General features: G+C 50.1%; 14 protein-coding genes and 1 pseudogene. 3 read left to right on the forward strand and 12 right to left on the reverse strand.

Annotated features, from left to right (window positions below; translation table 11 throughout):
• Window positions 1–314 precede the first annotated feature (314 nt).
• The 5 genes from pgi to zwf all read right to left on the reverse strand — a co-directional run bounded on the left by pgi (window position 315) and on the right by zwf (window position 6,396).
• Window positions 315–1,958: a glucose-6-phosphate isomerase gene (pgi, locus tag C7N83_RS00760; protein WP_106739899.1), complete on the reverse strand. Its 1,644-nt coding sequence runs from the start codon at window positions 1,956–1,958 to the stop codon at window positions 315–317.
• Window positions 1,959–1,963: 5 nt separating this feature from the next.
• Complete coding sequence (locus C7N83_RS00765) at window positions 1,964–2,812, reverse strand: MurR/RpiR family transcriptional regulator (protein ID WP_106739900.1); 849 nt, start codon at window positions 2,810–2,812, stop codon at window positions 1,964–1,966.
• A 58-nt stretch (window positions 2,813–2,870) separates the two neighbouring features.
• Window positions 2,871–3,857, reverse strand: a complete 987-nt coding sequence (locus C7N83_RS00770) for a glucokinase (RefSeq protein ID WP_106739902.1) — start codon at window positions 3,855–3,857, stop codon at window positions 2,871–2,873.
• The gene (gene pgl, locus C7N83_RS00775; RefSeq protein WP_106739903.1) at window positions 3,838–4,533 is read right to left on the reverse strand and encodes a 6-phosphogluconolactonase; all 696 of its coding nucleotides are present in this window, start codon (window positions 4,531–4,533) and stop codon (window positions 3,838–3,840) included. Before pgl ends, C7N83_RS00770 begins: the two co-directional genes overlap by 20 nt.
• Before the next feature lie 417 nt (window positions 4,534–4,950).
• Entirely contained in the window at window positions 4,951–6,396 is a 1,446-nt protein-coding gene (gene zwf / locus C7N83_RS00780; protein WP_106739905.1) for a glucose-6-phosphate dehydrogenase, read from the reverse strand.
• A gap of 450 nt (window positions 6,397–6,846) precedes the next feature.
• On the opposite strand from zwf, the gene edd reads away from it, so the two are divergent.
• Both edd and C7N83_RS00790 read left to right on the forward strand, forming a co-directional pair.
• Window positions 6,847–8,682: a phosphogluconate dehydratase gene (edd, locus tag C7N83_RS00785; protein ID WP_106739906.1), complete on the forward strand. Its 1,836-nt coding sequence runs from the start codon at window positions 6,847–6,849 to the stop codon at window positions 8,680–8,682.
• 83 nt (window positions 8,683–8,765) lie between these two features.
• Complete coding sequence (locus C7N83_RS00790) at window positions 8,766–9,401, forward strand: bifunctional 4-hydroxy-2-oxoglutarate aldolase/2-dehydro-3-deoxy-phosphogluconate aldolase (protein WP_106739908.1); 636 nt, start codon at window positions 8,766–8,768, stop codon at window positions 9,399–9,401.
• A 535-nt stretch (window positions 9,402–9,936) separates the two neighbouring features.
• On the opposite strand, the pseudogene C7N83_RS00795 reads toward C7N83_RS00790, so the two are convergent.
• From C7N83_RS00795 to prmC, 3 genes and pseudogenes are all read right to left on the reverse strand, one after another.
• Window positions 9,937–10,944, reverse strand: a pseudogene (locus C7N83_RS00795) (transposase).
• A gap of 307 nt (window positions 10,945–11,251) precedes the next feature.
• Window positions 11,252–11,443 carry a hypothetical protein gene (locus C7N83_RS00800; protein WP_106739910.1) on the reverse strand — a complete coding sequence of 64 codons (192 nt, stop codon included), beginning with the start codon at window positions 11,441–11,443 and terminating at the stop codon, window positions 11,252–11,254.
• A 186-nt stretch (window positions 11,444–11,629) separates the two neighbouring features.
• Entirely contained in the window at window positions 11,630–12,445 is an 816-nt protein-coding gene (gene prmC, locus C7N83_RS00805) for a peptide chain release factor N(5)-glutamine methyltransferase (RefSeq protein ID WP_106739912.1), read from the reverse strand.
• 150 nt (window positions 12,446–12,595) lie between these two features.
• Here prmC and C7N83_RS00810 point away from each other — a divergent pair, with 150 nt between their 5' ends.
• Window positions 12,596–13,057 (forward strand): hypothetical protein, encoded by a 462-nt coding sequence (locus C7N83_RS00810; RefSeq protein WP_106739914.1) that lies wholly within the window; start codon window positions 12,596–12,598, stop codon window positions 13,055–13,057.
• 269 nt (window positions 13,058–13,326) lie between these two features.
• On the opposite strand, the gene C7N83_RS00815 is transcribed toward C7N83_RS00810, so the two are convergent.
• From C7N83_RS00815 to tldD, 4 genes are all read right to left on the reverse strand, one after another.
• Entirely contained in the window at window positions 13,327–14,220 is an 894-nt protein-coding gene (locus tag C7N83_RS00815) for a DUF58 domain-containing protein (RefSeq protein ID WP_245911076.1), read from the reverse strand.
• 7 nt (window positions 14,221–14,227) lie between these two features.
• On the reverse strand, window positions 14,228–15,136 hold the full coding sequence (locus C7N83_RS00820; protein ID WP_106739917.1) for an AAA family ATPase: 909 nt from the start codon (window positions 15,134–15,136) through the stop codon (window positions 14,228–14,230).
• A 444-nt stretch (window positions 15,137–15,580) separates the two neighbouring features.
• Window positions 15,581–15,730, reverse strand: coding sequence for a hypothetical protein (locus C7N83_RS14425; protein ID WP_170064750.1), 150 nt, complete (start codon window positions 15,728–15,730; stop codon window positions 15,581–15,583).
• Between the two features lie 26 nt (window positions 15,731–15,756).
• Window positions 15,757–17,199, reverse strand: coding sequence for a metalloprotease TldD (gene tldD, locus C7N83_RS00830; protein WP_106739920.1), 1,443 nt, complete (start codon window positions 17,197–17,199; stop codon window positions 15,757–15,759).
• Window positions 17,200–17,717 lie beyond the last annotated feature (518 nt).

The following is a 17,717-nucleotide window of genomic DNA, read 5'->3' on the forward strand; positions in this document are numbered from 1 at the left end:
AGTTTGGGGAACGGGTTGTTGGCACTTCGGACACTGGCAGCCGTTAATCCGGCTGTGTCGGAAGCAGTCAAACCTGAGGCAGAAAGGTGTAATATTTGCCGGAATTTCTGCTCAGAAAGTTTACCGGACTTTGGGTACTTGTTTTTAATATAGATATCAGAAGCTTACCATAAAGTTTTATGAGTTTGCTTCTTAAACCCTAAGTTAATCCGCTGTTTTTATTCAAACAGCCATTTTTTCCAATGTCTTACTTCAATCAAAACAGGCCGTCTGAACAATATTGTTCAGACGGCCTTGCTTTAATCGATACTGAATTACTTATTGGTATTCAAATACAGATGAATCAAACGCTCGGTAGAGCTGTCGTGTTTTTGCAGTTCGCTTTCGCCGGTCAATTCCGCCAAAATAGTTTTGGCTAATTGCTTGCCCAATTCCACGCCCCATTGGTCGAAGCTGTTGATCCCCCAAATGGTGCCTTGCACGAAGGTTTTGTGTTCATACAAAGCAATCAGACTGCCCATGTTGCGCGGGTTGACTTTATCCATCAGGATTAAGTTGGCCGGGCGGTTGCCAGAGAAGGTTTTGTGCGGCACTAATTCTTCAATGCGCGCTTCGTCTAAGCCTTGTGCCTGCAATTCGGCACGCGCTTCTTCCGGTGTTTTACCGCGCATAAAGGCTTCGGCTTGGGCAAATACGTTAGCCAACAGGATTTCATGGTGGCCACGTAAGTTGCTGCGTTTTTCCAAGGAGGCAATCAGGTCAATCGGCGTGATGTGCGTGCCTTGGTGCAGCAATTGGAAAAAGGCATGCTGGCCGTTGATACCGGTTTCACCCCAAATAACCGGCGAGGTCTCATACTTCACGGCTTGACCGTCAAGTGTTACCTGTTTGCCGTTGCTTTCCATGTCAAGCTGTTGGATAAACTTCGGCAGGCGGTGCAGATGTTGGTCATACGGCGCAATCACATGGCTGCCGCCACCATAATAGTTGATGTACCAAATACCGATTAAAGCCAGAATCACCGGCATGTTGCGTTCCAGTGGTGTGTTGTAGAAATGCTGATCCATCAGGTGTGCGCCGTTGAGCATTTCGATGAAATTTTCTTCACCCAAAAACAGCATAATCGGCAAGCCGATCGCCGACCAAAGGCTGTAACGGCCGCCAACCCAATCCCAAAATTCAAACATATTGGCAGTATCGATACCGAACTCAGACACGGCTTTTTTATTGCTCGATACAGCCACAAAGTGTTTTGCCACCACGCTTTCGTCTCCTGCATGCGCCAAGAACCATTCGCGTGCGGTTAAGGCGTTGGTCAGGGTTTCTTGGGTGGTGAAGGTTTTGGAAGCAATGATAAACAGCGTGGTCTCAGGATGCACTTTTTCCAACACATCGCGCAATTGCGAGCCGTCAACGTTAGATACAAAATGCATGCGCATGCGCGGATGACCGTATTGTTTCAGCGCAGTACACATCATCAAAGGGCCTAAATCCGAACCGCCGATGCCGATATTGACCACATCGGTAATCACTTGATTGGTATAGCCCAACCAGTTACCACTGCGCACTTCATGCGCAAATTCGCCCATGCGGCGCAACACATGGTTGACTTTCGGCATAACGTCTTCGCCATCTACGACAATCGGGGAGTTGGTACGGTTACGCAAAGCAATGTGCAACACTGCGCGGTCTTCAGTTAAGTTGATTTTTTCACCGTGAAACATTTGTTTAATACGCTCGGGCACACCGGCTTCGCGTGCCAAATCGAGCAGTAACGACACAGTTTCGTCATTGATGCGGTTTTTGGAATAATCAAGGGTCAAACCGCCCACCTGCAACCAGTAACGTTCGGCACGTTTTGGGTCTTGCTCAAACATGGCGCGCATGTGGTCGGTTTTGGTTTGATCAAAATGTTTCCACAATTTCGACCAGCTTGGTAAGTCGTGAAGGTATTTCATGATTTTTAGTCCCTACCATATTCAACGTGTTTATTGTGAATACTTCTTTTGCTTTTTTGCAGTTGCAGGCTGGCTTGATCGCCCAAGCGCAAAGCCAAGCCGATAGCCAAAATGTCAATCACGGCCAATTGCAGCAAACGCGACACCATCGGCGTGTAAAGCTCGGCGTTTTCCTGCGTGGCCACGCTCAAAACGCAATCGGCCAATTGTGCCAGCGGCGATTCGGCACGGGTCACCGCAATCACGGCGGCACCGTTTTGCTTGGCAATGCTGACCGCATCCAGCAATTCAATCGATGAACCGGTATTGGAAATCGCCACCAAAACGTCTTTATCGGTCAACACTGATGCCGCCATCAGTTGGGTGTGGGTGTCCACGTAGGCGACGGTTGAAATGCCGAAACGGAAAAATTTATGCTGCGCATCCTGAGCCACAATGCCAGAATTACCGACGCCGTAAAACTCAACGCGGCGGGCATGCATCAAGGTAGCGATGGCATTTTCCAACTCCGCCTCTTTCAGGTAACGACGCTCGCCCAATAAAGAAGCAGCGGCATTGCCCAATACCTTTTCCACCACGTTGTTCATGTCGTCGTCGGCATTCAGTTCTTCATGCACATAAGGCATGCCTTCATGACCGATGCTGGCCGACAGAGCCAATTTGAATTCCGGCAGACCTTTATAACCCAAGCTGCGGCAGAAACGGATTACTGTCGGCTGGCTGACTGAAGCGCGCTCGGCGATTTCGGCTACAGCCGCATGCACAAACCATTTCGGTTCAGCCAATGCAGATTCGGCAACTTTACGTTCCGCGCCGGACAAATTCGGCAATGACTCACTAATTTTACTTAACATAATGGTAATTCCTATCTGTTATCGAAAATGTGGCAGACTGTTTTTCCGCATTGCCGATTTATTTGCTTAAAACGTTTTTCAAATGATTGTCCAAGGCCGCGGCCGCACCGGTAATGCCGGGGAATTCACTCAAAACGACAAATACCGGAATGGCGGCCAGATAAGCCTCAAAGCGGCCTTTGTTTTCAAAACGGCTGCGGAATGACGAGTTTTTAAAGTATTCCAATACGCGCGGAATGATGCCGCCGCACAAATACACGCCGCCACGCGCACCCAAGGTCAGCGCAAGATTGGATGCCACCGTGCCCAACATGGCACAAAAGATATCCAAGGTTTGACGGCACAAAGGCGATGTGCCGCTTAAAGCACGATTAGTGATTTCAGACGGCGTCAGCTTGCTCGGTTTGGCTTTTTCTTTGACGGCCAAGGCTTCGTAAATCAAGCTCAAACCCGCACCGCTCAAGAAACGCTCGGCAGAGACATGGCCGTATTTGTTTTTGGCGTATTGCCAGATGTTCACTTCCATATCGTCAAACGGTGGAAAACTGGTATGACCGCCCTCGCCCGCCAAAGCCACCCAACCGGCCGGACTGTGTACCAAGCCGCTCACACCCAAACCTGTGCCGGGGCCGATGACTGCTTTGGGTTGATGCTCGGCCGGACATTGGCCGCCGATTTGTACCAAATCTTTATCTTCGGTCTGCGTCACTGCCAAGGCTTGCGCGGTAAAGTCATTCAGAAAAATCAAGGTTTCCAAACCCAATGCCTGACGGGTGGTTTCGATGGAAAACGCCCAATGGTGATTGGTCATCTGAACCCAGTCGCCCACAATCGGATTGGCAATCGCCACCGCAGCATGGGCGACATTCGGATGGCCGGTCAAGCGGAAATATTCGCGTGCGGCATCGATGATGGTGTCGTAATCCCTACACGGCAGCACATGCGCCTGTTCAATTTGCTGCGGCGAAACTTCAAGCGCAAAACGGGCGTTGGTGCCGCCGATGTCGGCGACCAGACGTGGGAAATCAGTTGGTGTAGAAGACATGGCAATCCACTCTTTCGTTATTCAAAATCAGGCTGATAGGATAATCGGCATTCGGCTTTTCCGCCGCTTTGTCAAACACGGCTTTTTTATCCGTGCCCTGAATGGCCAAAAACACATTCGGCGTGTTCAAAATCGCATCCAAAGTCATGCTTACACGCTCGTGCGCTGCAGTGACCGGTGTGGTGTGAATCAGGGTCAGGTTGTTTTCCAGATTAATTGCCTCCGGCAATTGCGGCGCGTACGGGAACAGAGAAGCCGTATGACCGTCACCGCCCATACCCAGCACCAGCACGTCAGGATGTTTGTATTGTTTCAGCGCATAATCTACTACAGCTTTCGGCTGTAATTCAATTTCGGCTTTCCCGTCCTCCACCATCGGAATCCATTGGGCTGCCGCTGCTTTGTTTTGCAACAAATGTCCGCGCACCAGGCGCGTGTTGCTGTCGGAATGATTGGTCGGCACAATCCGCTCGTCTGCCAAACCGACACTCACATTCGCCCAATCCAAGTCTTTTTGCGACAAGGCTTCAAAAAAAGCAATCGGCGAGCGGCCGCCGGATACCGCCAACACCGCATTGCCTTTTTCATCCAAAACATTTTGCAGCCTGATGGCCACCGCATCGGCTTGCGCGCGGGCAGTAAACGCTGCATTTTCATATTCGTGCCAAGTAAACATAGTGCGCTCCTTTTTTTCGGACGGCTTTTAATTTCGATAGGCCGTCTGAAATCCTGACCGAATCAAGACGGGCCGTCACCCTTTGTGGTGGTTTCAGACGGCCTGCCTGATGATTTGATCATCCGGCCATCTGAAGTATTTTACTTCAAACCGATCACGCATTTTCAGACGGCCTTAAATTGTAGGAAATTCCGGCATTGTTTGCCCTTTTTGTTTTTGCCTGAAGACCCGTTTGGGGATTTTTGCATCTTGCAAAGAAGCCGGGCAGCACGGCAAAGCCGAATAGCTTTTGACGATACCTGAAAATCCAAAAATAATTATTTCGGCAAAAAAAAGACAAAAGCGGTTCCGTATAAAAAGTGCCTACAATCCGGCCTTTTCCAACGGCTTAATCAATCAAGGCCGTCTGAAACGCAATTACTGATCTTCATGCCATTTGTCGCCCTCACGCGCCAACAACTCGCGTGCCGCGTCAGGCCCCCACGAATGGGCGGCATAGCGGTGTGGTGCCTGGGTGTTTTGCGCCCAATTGTCCAGAATCGGCATCACATATTCCCATGCGGCTTCCAATTCGTCACGGCGGTTGAACAAGGCCAAATTGCCGTTAATCACATCCAGCAACAGGCGCTCGTATGCTTCCGGACGGCGGCCTTCCAATTGTTTATCCAAATCAATGGTCATCGGCGTGACTTCAACATGATTGCCCGTACCCGGTGTTTTCACTTGCACACACAAGCGCACGGAATCAAACGGCTGCAACTCAATCACCAAGCGGTTGGCCAGCGGTTTGCTGTTTGGAAAAATATGGTTGTCCAAATCATGGAAATTCAATACGATTTCAGCCACTTTGTCAGCCATGCGTTTGCCGGTACGCAGATAAAACGGCACGCCTTGCCAACGTTCGTTCTCAATCTCGGCTTTGATGGCGACATAAGTTTCAGTGAAGCTTTCAGCCGGGACGTTCAATTCCTGCAAATAGCCTTTCATCTCACCGGCAGCCGCATATTGGCCGCGCACTACGTTATCATTAACCGATTCAATGGTCAGCGGCTTCAACGCTTTGATGACTTTCACTTTTTCATCACGCACATCATCGGCATCCAAGCTTTTCGGCGGTTCCATCGCAGTCATACACAGCATTTGCATCAAGTGGTTTTGCACCATGTCGCGCAATGCGCCGGTGATGTCGTAAAACTCACCACGCTCTTCCACGCCCAATTGTTCGGCAATCGTCAGCTGTACGCTCTTGATGTATTTGTTGTTCCACATCGATTCAAACATCACGTTGGCAAAGCGCAATGCCAAAACGTTTTGCAGGCTTTCTTTGCCCAGATAATGGTCGATGCGGTAGATTTGCTCTTCTTTAAAGTATTCGCCGACATCGTTGTTGATTTGTTGCGAAGATACCAAATCAGTGCCCAGCGGTTTTTCCAGTACCACGCGCACATTGTCGGCATTCAAGCCCACTGAAGCCAGATTTTCACAGGCTTGGGCAAAGAATTTCGGCGCAGTAGACAGGTAAACCACCACGCTTTCGGTTTCAACGCGGGATTTGACTTTTTTACCCAAAGCGGCAAAGTCTTCAGGGCAGGTCACGTTAACTGTGAGATATTCGATACGCTTGATGAAAGATGCCCATTGCTCATCGGAGAAATTCTGTTTTACATGGATTTTCGAGTTGGTTTCAACTTTAGCCAAAAAGCTTTCGGTGTCCATTTCGCTGCGGCTCACACCTAAAATGCGCCCTTGCGGATGCAACAATCCGGCAACATGCGCCTGGTACAGACAAGGCAGCAATTTGCGCATGGCCAAGTCGCCTGTCGCACCGAACAACACCAAATCAAAATTTGTTTGAATACTCATTGTTTCATCTTTCATCAAGAAGAGGCTTAATGCCATTTAAAAATTTTTATAAAACCCACAAACCTTAACGTGAAAATCCGCGTAAAATCAGATGCATACCAAATCATATTGAAGACCCGGCCGGGTTTTGCCCATTGATAATCCAGCGAAACCAGTAAATTTAGTAGTAATACTACACACCGCTACAGATTTTGTCTATCTCCATTTTCAGAAATTATTTGACCCAGTTTAAGGTTTTAACACATTCGTAATTACAATTTCTTACAAACAACCAAAACCAAGACTTGCATCAAATTTCCATGCCGCCAAATCAGATTAAATGTAACAATATTACAATATTTGTATTATAATATCAGGCAAATCAGCTTCAATTCTTTTCAGGCGGCCTCTCAGCCGCCCACATAAAATCTAAAATCGAGTCGTACAGGACGACCAAAAAAGGAGCCATACATGAGCCACACTCCTACCCACCCCAAACTCTCGGAAATTACCCAGCGTATTATCGACCGCAGCCAAAAAACGCGCGCCAAATATTTAGCCAAAATCCATGCGGCCAAACAACAAGGCCGCTTGGAGCGCAATCAATTGGGTTGCAGCAATCTCGCGCACGGCTATGCTTCCATGCCCAAAAGCATCAAAATCGAAATGCTGCAGGAAACCGTGCCGAATTTAGGCATCATCACCGCTTACAACGACATGGTTTCGGCGCATCAACCTTTCAAAGATTTCCCCGATTGGATTAAGAACGAAGTCCGGAAAAACGATGCCACCGCGCAAGTAGCCGGCGGTACACCGGCCATGTGTGACGGCATTACCCAAGGTTATGCCGGCATGGAATTGTCTTTGTTCTCACGCGACGTAATTGCCATGAGCACGGCTGTGGGCATGTCGCACCAAATGTTCGACGGCGGCCTGTATTTGGGCGTGTGCGACAAAATCGTACCCGGACTGATGATTGGTGCCTTGGCGTTCGGCCATGTTCCGGCGGTTTTCCTGCCGGCCGGCCCGATGGCCAGCGGCATCAGCAATAAAGACAAAGCGCGTACCCGCCAATTGTTTGCCGAAGGTAAAGTCGGCCGCGATGCCTTGCTCGAAAGCGAAATGGGCTCTTACCACAGCCCGGGCACCTGTACCTTCTACGGCACTGCCAATTCCAACCAAATGATGATGGAAATGATGGGCGTACATTTACCGGCTGCCGCGTTCGTGTATCCTTATACCGATTTGCGCGAAGCGCTTACCCGCTACGGTGCCGCCCACTTGGCACAAGGCATCCGCAACGGCACCGCCATGCCTTTGGGTGAAATGCTCACTGAAAAATCATTCATCAATGCACTGATCGGCCTGATGGCCACCGGCGGATCGACCAACCACACCATGCACTTAGTGGCCATGGCGCGTGCGGCCGGTGTGATTCTTAACTGGGATGATTTTGACGAAATCTCCTCCATCATTCCATTGCTGATTCGCGTGTACCCGAACGGCAAAGCCGACGTGAACCACTTCGCCGCAGCCGGCGGCCTGCCGTTTGTGATTCGCGAACTGTTGGACGCAGGCTTGCTCCATGACGATGTCGACACCGTAGTCGGCCGCGGCATGCGCCACTACACTCAAGAGCCGTTCTTGATTGACGGCAAACTGGAATGGCGTGAAGCTCCGACTGAAAGCGGCAACAGCGACATTCTGCGTAAAATCGACAATCCGTTCTCGCCTGACGGCGGTTTGCGCCTGATGCAAGGCAACATCGGTCGAGGTGTGATCAAAGTATCCGCCATCCGCGAAGGATGCCGCGTAATTGAAGCACCTGCCATCGTGTTCAACGACCAACGGGAAGTATTGGAAGCCTTTGACCGTGGTGAACTTGAGCGCGATTTCGTATGTGTGGTGCGCTATCAAGGCCCACGCGCAAACGGCATGCCTGAATTGCATAAACTTACCCCGCCTTTGGGTATTTTGCAAGACCGCGGCTTCCAAGTTGCGCTCTTGACCGACGGCCGCATGTCAGGCGCTTCAGGTAAAGTACCGGCAGCCATCCATATGACCCCTGAAGCCCTGATGGGTGGCGGCATTGGCAAAATCCGCACCGGCGATTTAATCCGCTTTGATTCGATTACAGGCGAATTAAACGTTTTAATCAACGAAACCGAATGGGCGGCACGCGAAGTCGGGCAAATTGATTTGAGTGACAACCAACAAGGCTGCGGCCGCGAACTGTTTGCCAACTTCCGCAGCATGACCAGCTCGGCAGAAACCGGCGCCATGAGTTTTGGCGGTGAATTCGCCTGAATACCTTTCAGACGGCCTGTTGATTTATATTCAAGGCCGTCTGAAACCCATTAACGAAGTAAACTTACTTTCAAGGAAAAAACATGTCTGCAACATTCAGCCCACGCGGAATCTTAAGTGCAGGTGCGGTTATCCCTGTGATGGCGATCGACGATTTATCCACTACCGTTGACTTGGCACATGCCTTGGTTGAAGGCGGCATTCCGACGCTGGAAATTACCTTGCGCACGCCGGTCGGCGTTGACGCCATCCGCCTGATTGCCAGAGAAGTACCTAATGCCATCGTCGGCGCAGGTACGGTTACCAACCCCGAACAACTCAAAGCCGTGGAAGATGCCGGTGCGGTATTCGCCATCAGCCCGGGTTTGCACGGAGCCTTGGCCAAAGCCAGCCAACAAAGCAGCATTCCATTGATTCCGGGCGTGGCCACACCGGGCGAAGTACAATTGGCACTGGAACACGGCATCGACACATTGAAACTGTTCCCTGCCGAAGTAGTCGGCGGCAAAGCCATGCTCAAAGCACTTTACGGTCCGTATCCCGACATCCGCTTCTGCCCGACTGGTGGCATTACTTTGGAAAGCGCACCGGAATACTTGGCATTACCGAACGTCTTGTGTGTCGGCGGCTCATGGCTGACCCCGAAAGATGCCGTGAAAAACCAAGATTGGGCCACCATTACCCGTTTGGCAAAAAAAGCGGCCGCATTGAAAGCTTGAGGCCTTTAAAAAATCGAATCAACCTCATATCGTCATAATCAGGTCCCGACCCGATAACCCAGTCATTCGGCTTAGTGATTTTCAGCCATGATATGCAATCGGCTGACTGTTGATGAAATATAAGTTTCGAATTTCAATACAATATGGCTGAATCTCAATGGCCGGATTATCGGGCCGGTATCCGATTATGACGGACACTGTTTTATTGGTTCAGCCTGATTTAGTATGAAACATACAATCAATGGCCTTGATATTGATTACTGGTTTGCCGTAGCACTATTTTTTGCCGTAGCACTATATTTACGAAATCTTGGCATATGTAAGCTGCGTCATTACCGTTTTAAAACGGTAATGACGCACATGAACAGCGATCAAGAAGCCTGACGCCAACCAACTTTCTGTGGAATGCCCATACCCCCAAACCCTTTGCAAAGCCTTAATCAAAAAAGCTGACTTAGGTCATTAAGTAGGCTTTTTCTCATGTCCAACGCCCTACCGCCCCCGTATTCCCTGTCTTCAGGGCGTATTTACCCTTTCAGGCCGCAGCAGGCACACGGAGCCTGCTGGCAGACTTTAGTTAGGTTGGCACAAATTGCTTTCAAATACCTTTGCGCTGCGACTTTCAGCAATCCGAAATAAGAAGCACGGTTGGATGGAATGTACGGCGCAGCGTCCCGAAACGCTGTTCCATGACATAACGCGTTTTCGGCAACGGCTTATTTCTTATCTTCTTCGGTTAACGGACGGCCTCTGTACGTTTTACGTATCATGCCGTCTGAAAGTTTTTTGCTGTGAAACAGCGCCCGGTCGGCTTTGCCGCCATAACCTTTATCGTCGGCTTTGTCTTTACTGGGTGTGTTTTCTGAAGACACGCTGTATTAACCCTGACACCTCGGGCAATATCGCTAAACCGCAGTTCGAAGTGGTTGCACCCGTGTCCGTCTGCAGGACTGATGTGCCGCTTTTCGAGATAACCTTTATCGTCGGTACGGGTGTGTTGTTTGCAGCCGAAGGAGAACTTACCATCTTTCTTTACCCGGCGGGCATCTTATCTTTACCGGGTGTGCTTTCTGAAGATACGCCGTTTTCATCGGTTTCAATCCCTCGTCACTGCTTATCGTCGGTCGGCGGTTTGGATAATAACGGCAGCTTTGGTACTTTGGATTTTTAAGCCTTTTCCCGGCCAGTTGGCGGTTAATCGAATCCAACAGTTCGGAAAGGGTATTGTTTTGCGCCAGCCGGTTACGGTAGCGGCAGAGTGTGCTGTGGGGGTTCGTCAAAACCGCGGCAGCGTTAAAAGCCTACGGGTAACGGTGCTGTGTCCGGGGTCGGATAGGCTGTGCCATCGGCCGGGTAAAACGGCGTTGGACACGGACAGTCATGAACAAGGGGGACGGCTGCCGTTGTGACGGGCATAACGGCTTTTTGCTGTTCGGGATAACGGTTGCCGAAAACCGGTAATGATGTGGGCTTTAAGCAATGGAAAGTGGCCGGTATGCTTGGCAATCACAGCTTCGGCGGTTTGTTTGAAAAAGCGGCCCATGGGGAGAATCCTCTAAAATCCGGTTTCAAAGGAATTTAGGGGATTTTAGGGGTTTGGGAAAAGGTTGGGTTATTTGGTAATCATAGTAACCTTTTATCCGTTGGGAAAGGTTTTGCGAAGGTCTCAGGTTTAGAACCAAACCCAACCGTATATTTATTCATACAGACATGGTTGCAGATTTATCCGTCCCAATCATAATGATGACGGCGGGATTTCGAATATTTTTTGTATTTCTTGTACTTTTTGTTGGACACTTTGGCATAACGGTAGCCACGATGGTCTTTTTGATCCATGTTTTTTTATTGTATTAAGCATACGCATTACCGGCCAAGCTGCCTGCCGCTGCACCGAGCAACATACTTTTGCCGTCGCCGACCAACGCGCCGACCAACGCGGCTTTGGTTTGATCCGATGTGCCACGCGCGTGTACGGCGGTACTTGGCAACACCAACGCCGCCGACATCAACGCCACGGCACAATATTTTTTGTATGAAGTCATGTCAGTCCTCCTTCTGCCAGGTCGTTTTCACGATACATGCGATACTAAACGTATGCGTATTATGACTGTTTCCATGTAATTCGTTCCCATGGATTCAGCAAAAGAAGGCCCCCGACAAACCGGCAAACAGAAATATTTACCACAGATAACTTTCAGACGGCCTGTCTGATTGCAGGCCGTCTGAAATCATGCAAGCCGTTGGCCTAAAGTAATGCGGTCGAGCCCGGCCAAATCCGGCAACGTTTCCACTTGGGCGAATCCGTTTGCCGTCAAAATCCTGCGCGCTGCTTCGCCTTGATTGCAGCCGTGTTCCAGCAGCAGCCAGCCGCCGGATTTCAAATACTTTGGTGCACCGGCGGCCAATTCGCGGATGCCGCTCAGGCCGTCTGAAAAATCGGTGAGTGCTCTTTGCGGTTCAAAACGCAAATCACCCTGCAACAAATGTTCGTCATCGGCTTCGATATACGGCGGATTCGATACAATCACATCATAGTTGTACGGTTCAGACGGCCTGTCGACATCAAACCACGGGCCTGAAGCAAATTCTACAGACGCGTTCAAATTTTGTGCATTCATTTTTGCAATAACCAAGGCACCGCTGCTGATGTCGGAAGCCCGCACCTGCGCATCCGGCCGCTCGAGTGCAATGGTCGCGGCAATCGCGCCGCTGCCCGTACCCAAATCCCAAACCCGGCCGCCTTGTGGCAAACGCGCCATTGCCGCTTCGACCAAATGTTCGGTTTCTGGACGCGGAATCAAGACATTCCGGTTGACGGCAAACATCCGTCCATAAAATTCGCGTTCGCCCAAAATATAGGCCATCGGCTCGCCGTTCAGACGGCGTTGTGCCACTACAGCCAATTTAGCCGCCATTTCAGACGGCATCTCAGCATCGCCTTGCGTAATCAACTGCACACGCGAATAACCACTGATGTATTGCAGCAACATACGCGCTTCGTTTTTCGGCAGCGCCGATTGGCGCAACCATTGCTCTAAAGTCATTTCAGACGGCCTTTTCATTCGATTTTTGCCATTATATCAGCGTTAGATCTTGACAGACGGTATTAAATATAAGATATTCGGTTTATTGGTGTCATAAACTATGTTATAATGTTGCCATAAATAATTTTAAATCATTACGGGAATGAAAACATGAACCAACTGGTGTTTATCAGTGATAAGGCCGATGTGGCTGCAGCTTGTTCAGATTTGCAGAATTTCGACAAAGTCAGCCAAGTCTTAACCGAACAATTCGGCTTTAAAATCCGCCACGACCGCCACGGTATTTTCGATTTTTTCTACCATTGTGATTTTAAGGAAAGCATCATGGAATACAGCGGCGGTGAGTTGCGCGTAAAAAATCCGAGCAATGCTTTTTTAGAACGGATGATTAAAATCGCCCAAGCCTTTCCGTCGGCAAAAGTCATCGGCGACGACGGCGGCTGGTATGTCAGCAGCAATGATGTGCGCTATCCTGAAATCGTGTTAGAAGACGGAATCGAAGCGTCCGTCACCGATGAAACCGTATCGCGTACTTGGTTGTTTTTAAAAGTAGGTATGGCAGTTTCCGCGCTGTTTTGTTTGGCGGTAGTTTTGAATAAATTCGTGTTTTAATGTTTGATTAAAAAGCGGAGACCTTTGCAAAACCCCGGATTTGGGTGCGGTTCAACCGATAGCATCCATAACGCGCAAACATATCGCATATAGCTGATTCACTTAGAAAATGAACACACGTGGCAGGTCGTCATGATTCATTTAATCAACGATACAGAGTCAAGCGCCCGAGAAACGCAGCGCGAAAAAATATACTAAAGACAAGGATTTTAAAAGGTCTCAAGGCCGTCTGAAAAGTGAATTCACTTTTCAGACGGCCTTTTGTTTGCTTACCACAGTGCCAAAGCAGTCAAACTCATCTCGCGCTGGCCTTTTTGCGGCACGATATTCTGATTGGGCAATTCCAATTCATAGCGCGCACCGCTGCGTTCGGCTTCCAACACGCGGAAACACAGCCAGCCGGCCAATGCATCCACCCCCGCTCCTTGCGGATAATCGCGGTAAGAAATAATGTGGCTGCTGCCCTGATCCTGTGCTTCAAAGCGTTTGTCCAGCATTTGACCGGTTTTGGCGTAAGCTTTCCATGCAATGTGCTGCCAAGATGTGCCGTCGGTATGCAGCTGCAAATGCGACAAATCATCGCTGCTTCGGGCAAACACGGCACAGGCTTCGCAGATTTCATCGGCATGAAAAGCGTATGGCGCGTCATGCGCCACCGGGGCAGGAAACGCCACTTTGTCGCTCTGCCCCTGCCACACGGCTTCTACCGTGCAAATTCCAAAAGGCGCAGTGCTGGCAATCCGCCACTCAGGCAAACGAACATAGCCGCGCAAATGCGCTTCCAACGGCAATTCGACGGAAGAACGGCTGTCTGAAACACGCCATTCCTGCCAACTATCCTGATTGTCTGCTTTCACCCACAGCCAACGGCGGCGCAGTTTGCCTTCTGTCTGCAAGGTCAAGACAGTCGGCACACCAACAAAAATTTCAGCGGGCATCAGCCACACCAGCCGCAAACCGAGCAACTGGTTCACATTCTGCATGGTGCCGATGATGATGAAGCCGAGCAGCCAAAACGCCGCTACATAAGCCAAGTTCGCCTGATAATTCAAGCCCACCAGCCACAGCAGCGCCACCATCACAGCCAAACCCAGACCCAAGCGCGTAGGTCGGATACGCAGCTTACGCCAAGCTGCCGCTTCATCGGGCAACACCGGCGGCATATGTCTTTCAGACGGCCACATGATTGAGCAAATCGCTTAAGATTTGGGAAGAAGCCAATCCCTGCTGCACTGATTTGACGCGGTGGTTCGCTATCGCCACCCACACTGCCTTGATGTCATCGGGCAACACATGGTTTCTTCCCTGGATAAACGCCCACGCCTTAGCCGCGTCCGCTACCGCCAAACCGGCACGCGGGCTCAAGCCCATCACAAACCGCCCCGATTGGCGCGTGGCCTGTACCAAGCGGAACACATAATCCGCAGCCGCCTGAGAAAACCGCACTTGCGCCGCCTGCTGCTGCCATTGGTGCAAGGCCTTCGCATCGCATACAGCCTGCAACTGCGTCATCAGATGACGGCTGCTTCCTTGAAAATAAAGCTGTTTTTCCGCTTCCACTGTCGGATAGCCGATGCTCAGGCGCATCATAAAGCGGTCAAGTTGTGATTCAGGCAAAGGGAACGTACCGAGCTGCTCGGTCGGGTTTTGCGTTGCCATCACGATAAACGGCTTGGGCAATGCGTAGGTTTTGCCATCCACCGATACTTGCCGCTCCTCCATTGCCTCCAATAAGGCAGATTGCAGCTTCGGCGATGCACGGTTGATTTCGTCAGCCAGCAAAAATTCATGAAACACCGGCCCGGGGTGAAACTCGAATTTACCTTCGTTTGGCCGGAAAATATTCACACCCAACAAATCCGACGGCAGCATGTCGTTGGTAAACTGCACACGCTGGTAACGCAAACCCAAAACTGTCGCCACGCCTTGCGACAACGTGGTTTTGCCCACACCCGGCACATCTTCCAATAAAATATGCCCGCCTGCCAGAATGCCTGCGAGTAATTGCTGTAAAACCTGTTCTTTCCCTAAAATCAGCCGGTTAAGCTGTTGTAATGCGTGTTGGATTTGTTGGTTCATTTATTATTTCTTCAACAGTTATTCATTCAGACGGCATTTTAACATGAAGTCCAAAAAAAGGCTGTCTGAAACGTTGGTTTCAGACAGCCTTTGTAAATTCTTTGATTTATTCGTCAATCTCGGTTTCCAATCCGCCGATCGGACTGGAATCCGGTACAGTCTTTTTTCATCCAATGTACGCGCTTCGATTCTGGCGTCTGACAACAGCCCATCAGCATAACGCACCACGTTGTGAACCGAATCCCCAATCACCGGTTCACGCTCCAATGCTTCCACTTCGGCAGCAAAGGATAGGTCAAATGTTGCGCTCTTGGTTGGCGGTATTTTGATTGCTGGTCGGGATATTCGGGTTTATGGTTTTCCCCTTATTCGAATTCAAATATTTTCAAACGCGCATTTATCGTAACAGAAAAACCATCCGTTTCAGCCAAAGGATTTCGCTGCTTACCGCCGGTAACGATAGCTGCACACTTCGACTGCAATCAGACGTAGGCAGTCTTTCCCTTCTTCTGTTTGCAGATTTATGTTCAAATTCGATACCGGCGAAAGTGCTGCGCCCAAACCGGCATGGAATGCCACGCGATCAAATCTCAATCAATTCGCTTCAGACGGCCTCACCCTCAAATCTCGCTACCGCCGACGGTCAAACCTGCATCAATGCGTAAGGTTGGCTGCCCCACGCCGACAGGCACGCTTTGGCCGTCTTTGCCGCACACGCCCACGCCACTGTCGAGTGCGGTGTCATCACCGGCCATGGAGACATGTTTCAATACTTCCGAACCGCTGCCGATGATGGTAGCACCTTTGACCGGATATTGCAGTTTGCCGTTTTCAATCCACCACGCTTCCGATGCGGAAAATACAAATTTGCCGCTGGTGATGTCGACTTGACCGCCGCCGAAATTGACGGCGTAAATCCCTTTATCGACCGATGCGATGATTTCTTCAGGATCATATGCGCCGTTTTCCATAAAGGTATTGGTCATACGCGGCATAGGGGCGGCGGCGTAGCTTTCACGGCGGCCGTTGCCTGTGACCGGCACACCCATCAGGCGCGCGTTGGTTTCGTCTTGCATGTAGCCGACCAAAATACCGTCTTCAATCAACACGGTGCTGCGGGTTTCATTGCCTTCGTCATCAATATTGAGCGACCCGCGGCGGCCGGCGATGTCGCCTTGGTCCACCACAGTCACGCCTTTGGCGGCTACTTGGTCGCCGATGCGGCCGCTGAACACGCTGGTTTCTTTGCGGTTGAAATCGCCTTCCAAACCGTGTCCGACAGCTTCGTGCAGCAATACGCCCGGCCAGCCGTTACCCAATACCACGGTCATTTCGCCGGCAGGCGCAGGACGCGATTCGAGATTGGTTAGGGCTTGTCTGACGGCAGAATCGACAAATTTCCGCACCCGTTGTTCATCGAAATAGCCCAAATCATAACGGCCGCCACCGCCCGAACTGCCCTGCTCGCGGCGGTCACCCTGCTTGGCGATCACGCTGATATTGAGGCGTACCATCGGACGGATGTCGGCGGCATGTTTGCCGTCCAAACGGGCGATGTAAATCATGTCGTGTTCGCAGGTCAAACCGGCCATCACTTGCACAATGCGCGGGTCGGCGGCTTTAGCCAAAGCTTCTATTTTATTAAGCAGGGCAACTTTGGCTGCGGAATCCAAGCTGGCAATCGGGTCGGTAACAGCATGCACAGGTTTGCCGTACACTACACCCGGCACTTGAATACTCTGTTCGCGCCCCGCCGCACCAATCATGCGCACGGCTTGGCCGGATCGGTTAATCGAATCGATGTTGAGGCTGTCAGCATAGGCAAAGGCGGTCTTGTCACCCGATACGGCACGCACGCCGACGCCTTGGTCAATTTGAAAACTGCCCGACTTCACCATGCCTTCTTCCAAATGCCAGCTTTCATAGGCCGTGCGCTGGCAGTAAATATCAGCATAATCGACATGGTACGCGCCAATCAGGCTCAGGCTTTTGACCAACAATTCCGGTGAGAGTTGATTAGCTTCAAGCAAATCACGTTGTACATGAGAATAGGTTTGCTGCATTGTTTTCAGACGGCCTTTTTAAGATAACAGGGGAAAGATTGGTATGGCATTATACGGCATTTGTAAAGGATTAGGTTACGTTGATTGTTTACGGTTATTCGGTTTTTTGCATTTGAATATCTGACATTTAAAATTTTATTTATATTAAATTCAATTAGTTATTAAATATTTTCCTGACAAGCCCACTTTATTATTGATAATAGTTATTATTAGCGTATAATGAGCCTTACTCGGCAGCGTCCTGCACCGAGCCATTAAACAACAGAATGAACCCTTTTATTTTTCCTTAACTTTGGTTCGTCGGCAAATGATTGATTTTGCCCGGCATCTTTATCGGAGTGTGCGTATACGACATATTGACTGTTCCCTTTATCAGATACTCAAAACCGAAAAACACCTGACCCGTTGTGACTGCAGCGGGTCAGGTGTTTTTGTTGGTCTGGTTTCATACAAAAGGACGTCTGAACGTGCCAAACCCTTTTCAGACGACATTAGCCATATAGCTGATTCACTTAAAA

The organism is Neisseria iguanae, from assembly GCF_003013245.1.
GTDB lineage: Bacteria > Pseudomonadota > Gammaproteobacteria > Burkholderiales > Neisseriaceae > Neisseria > Neisseria iguanae.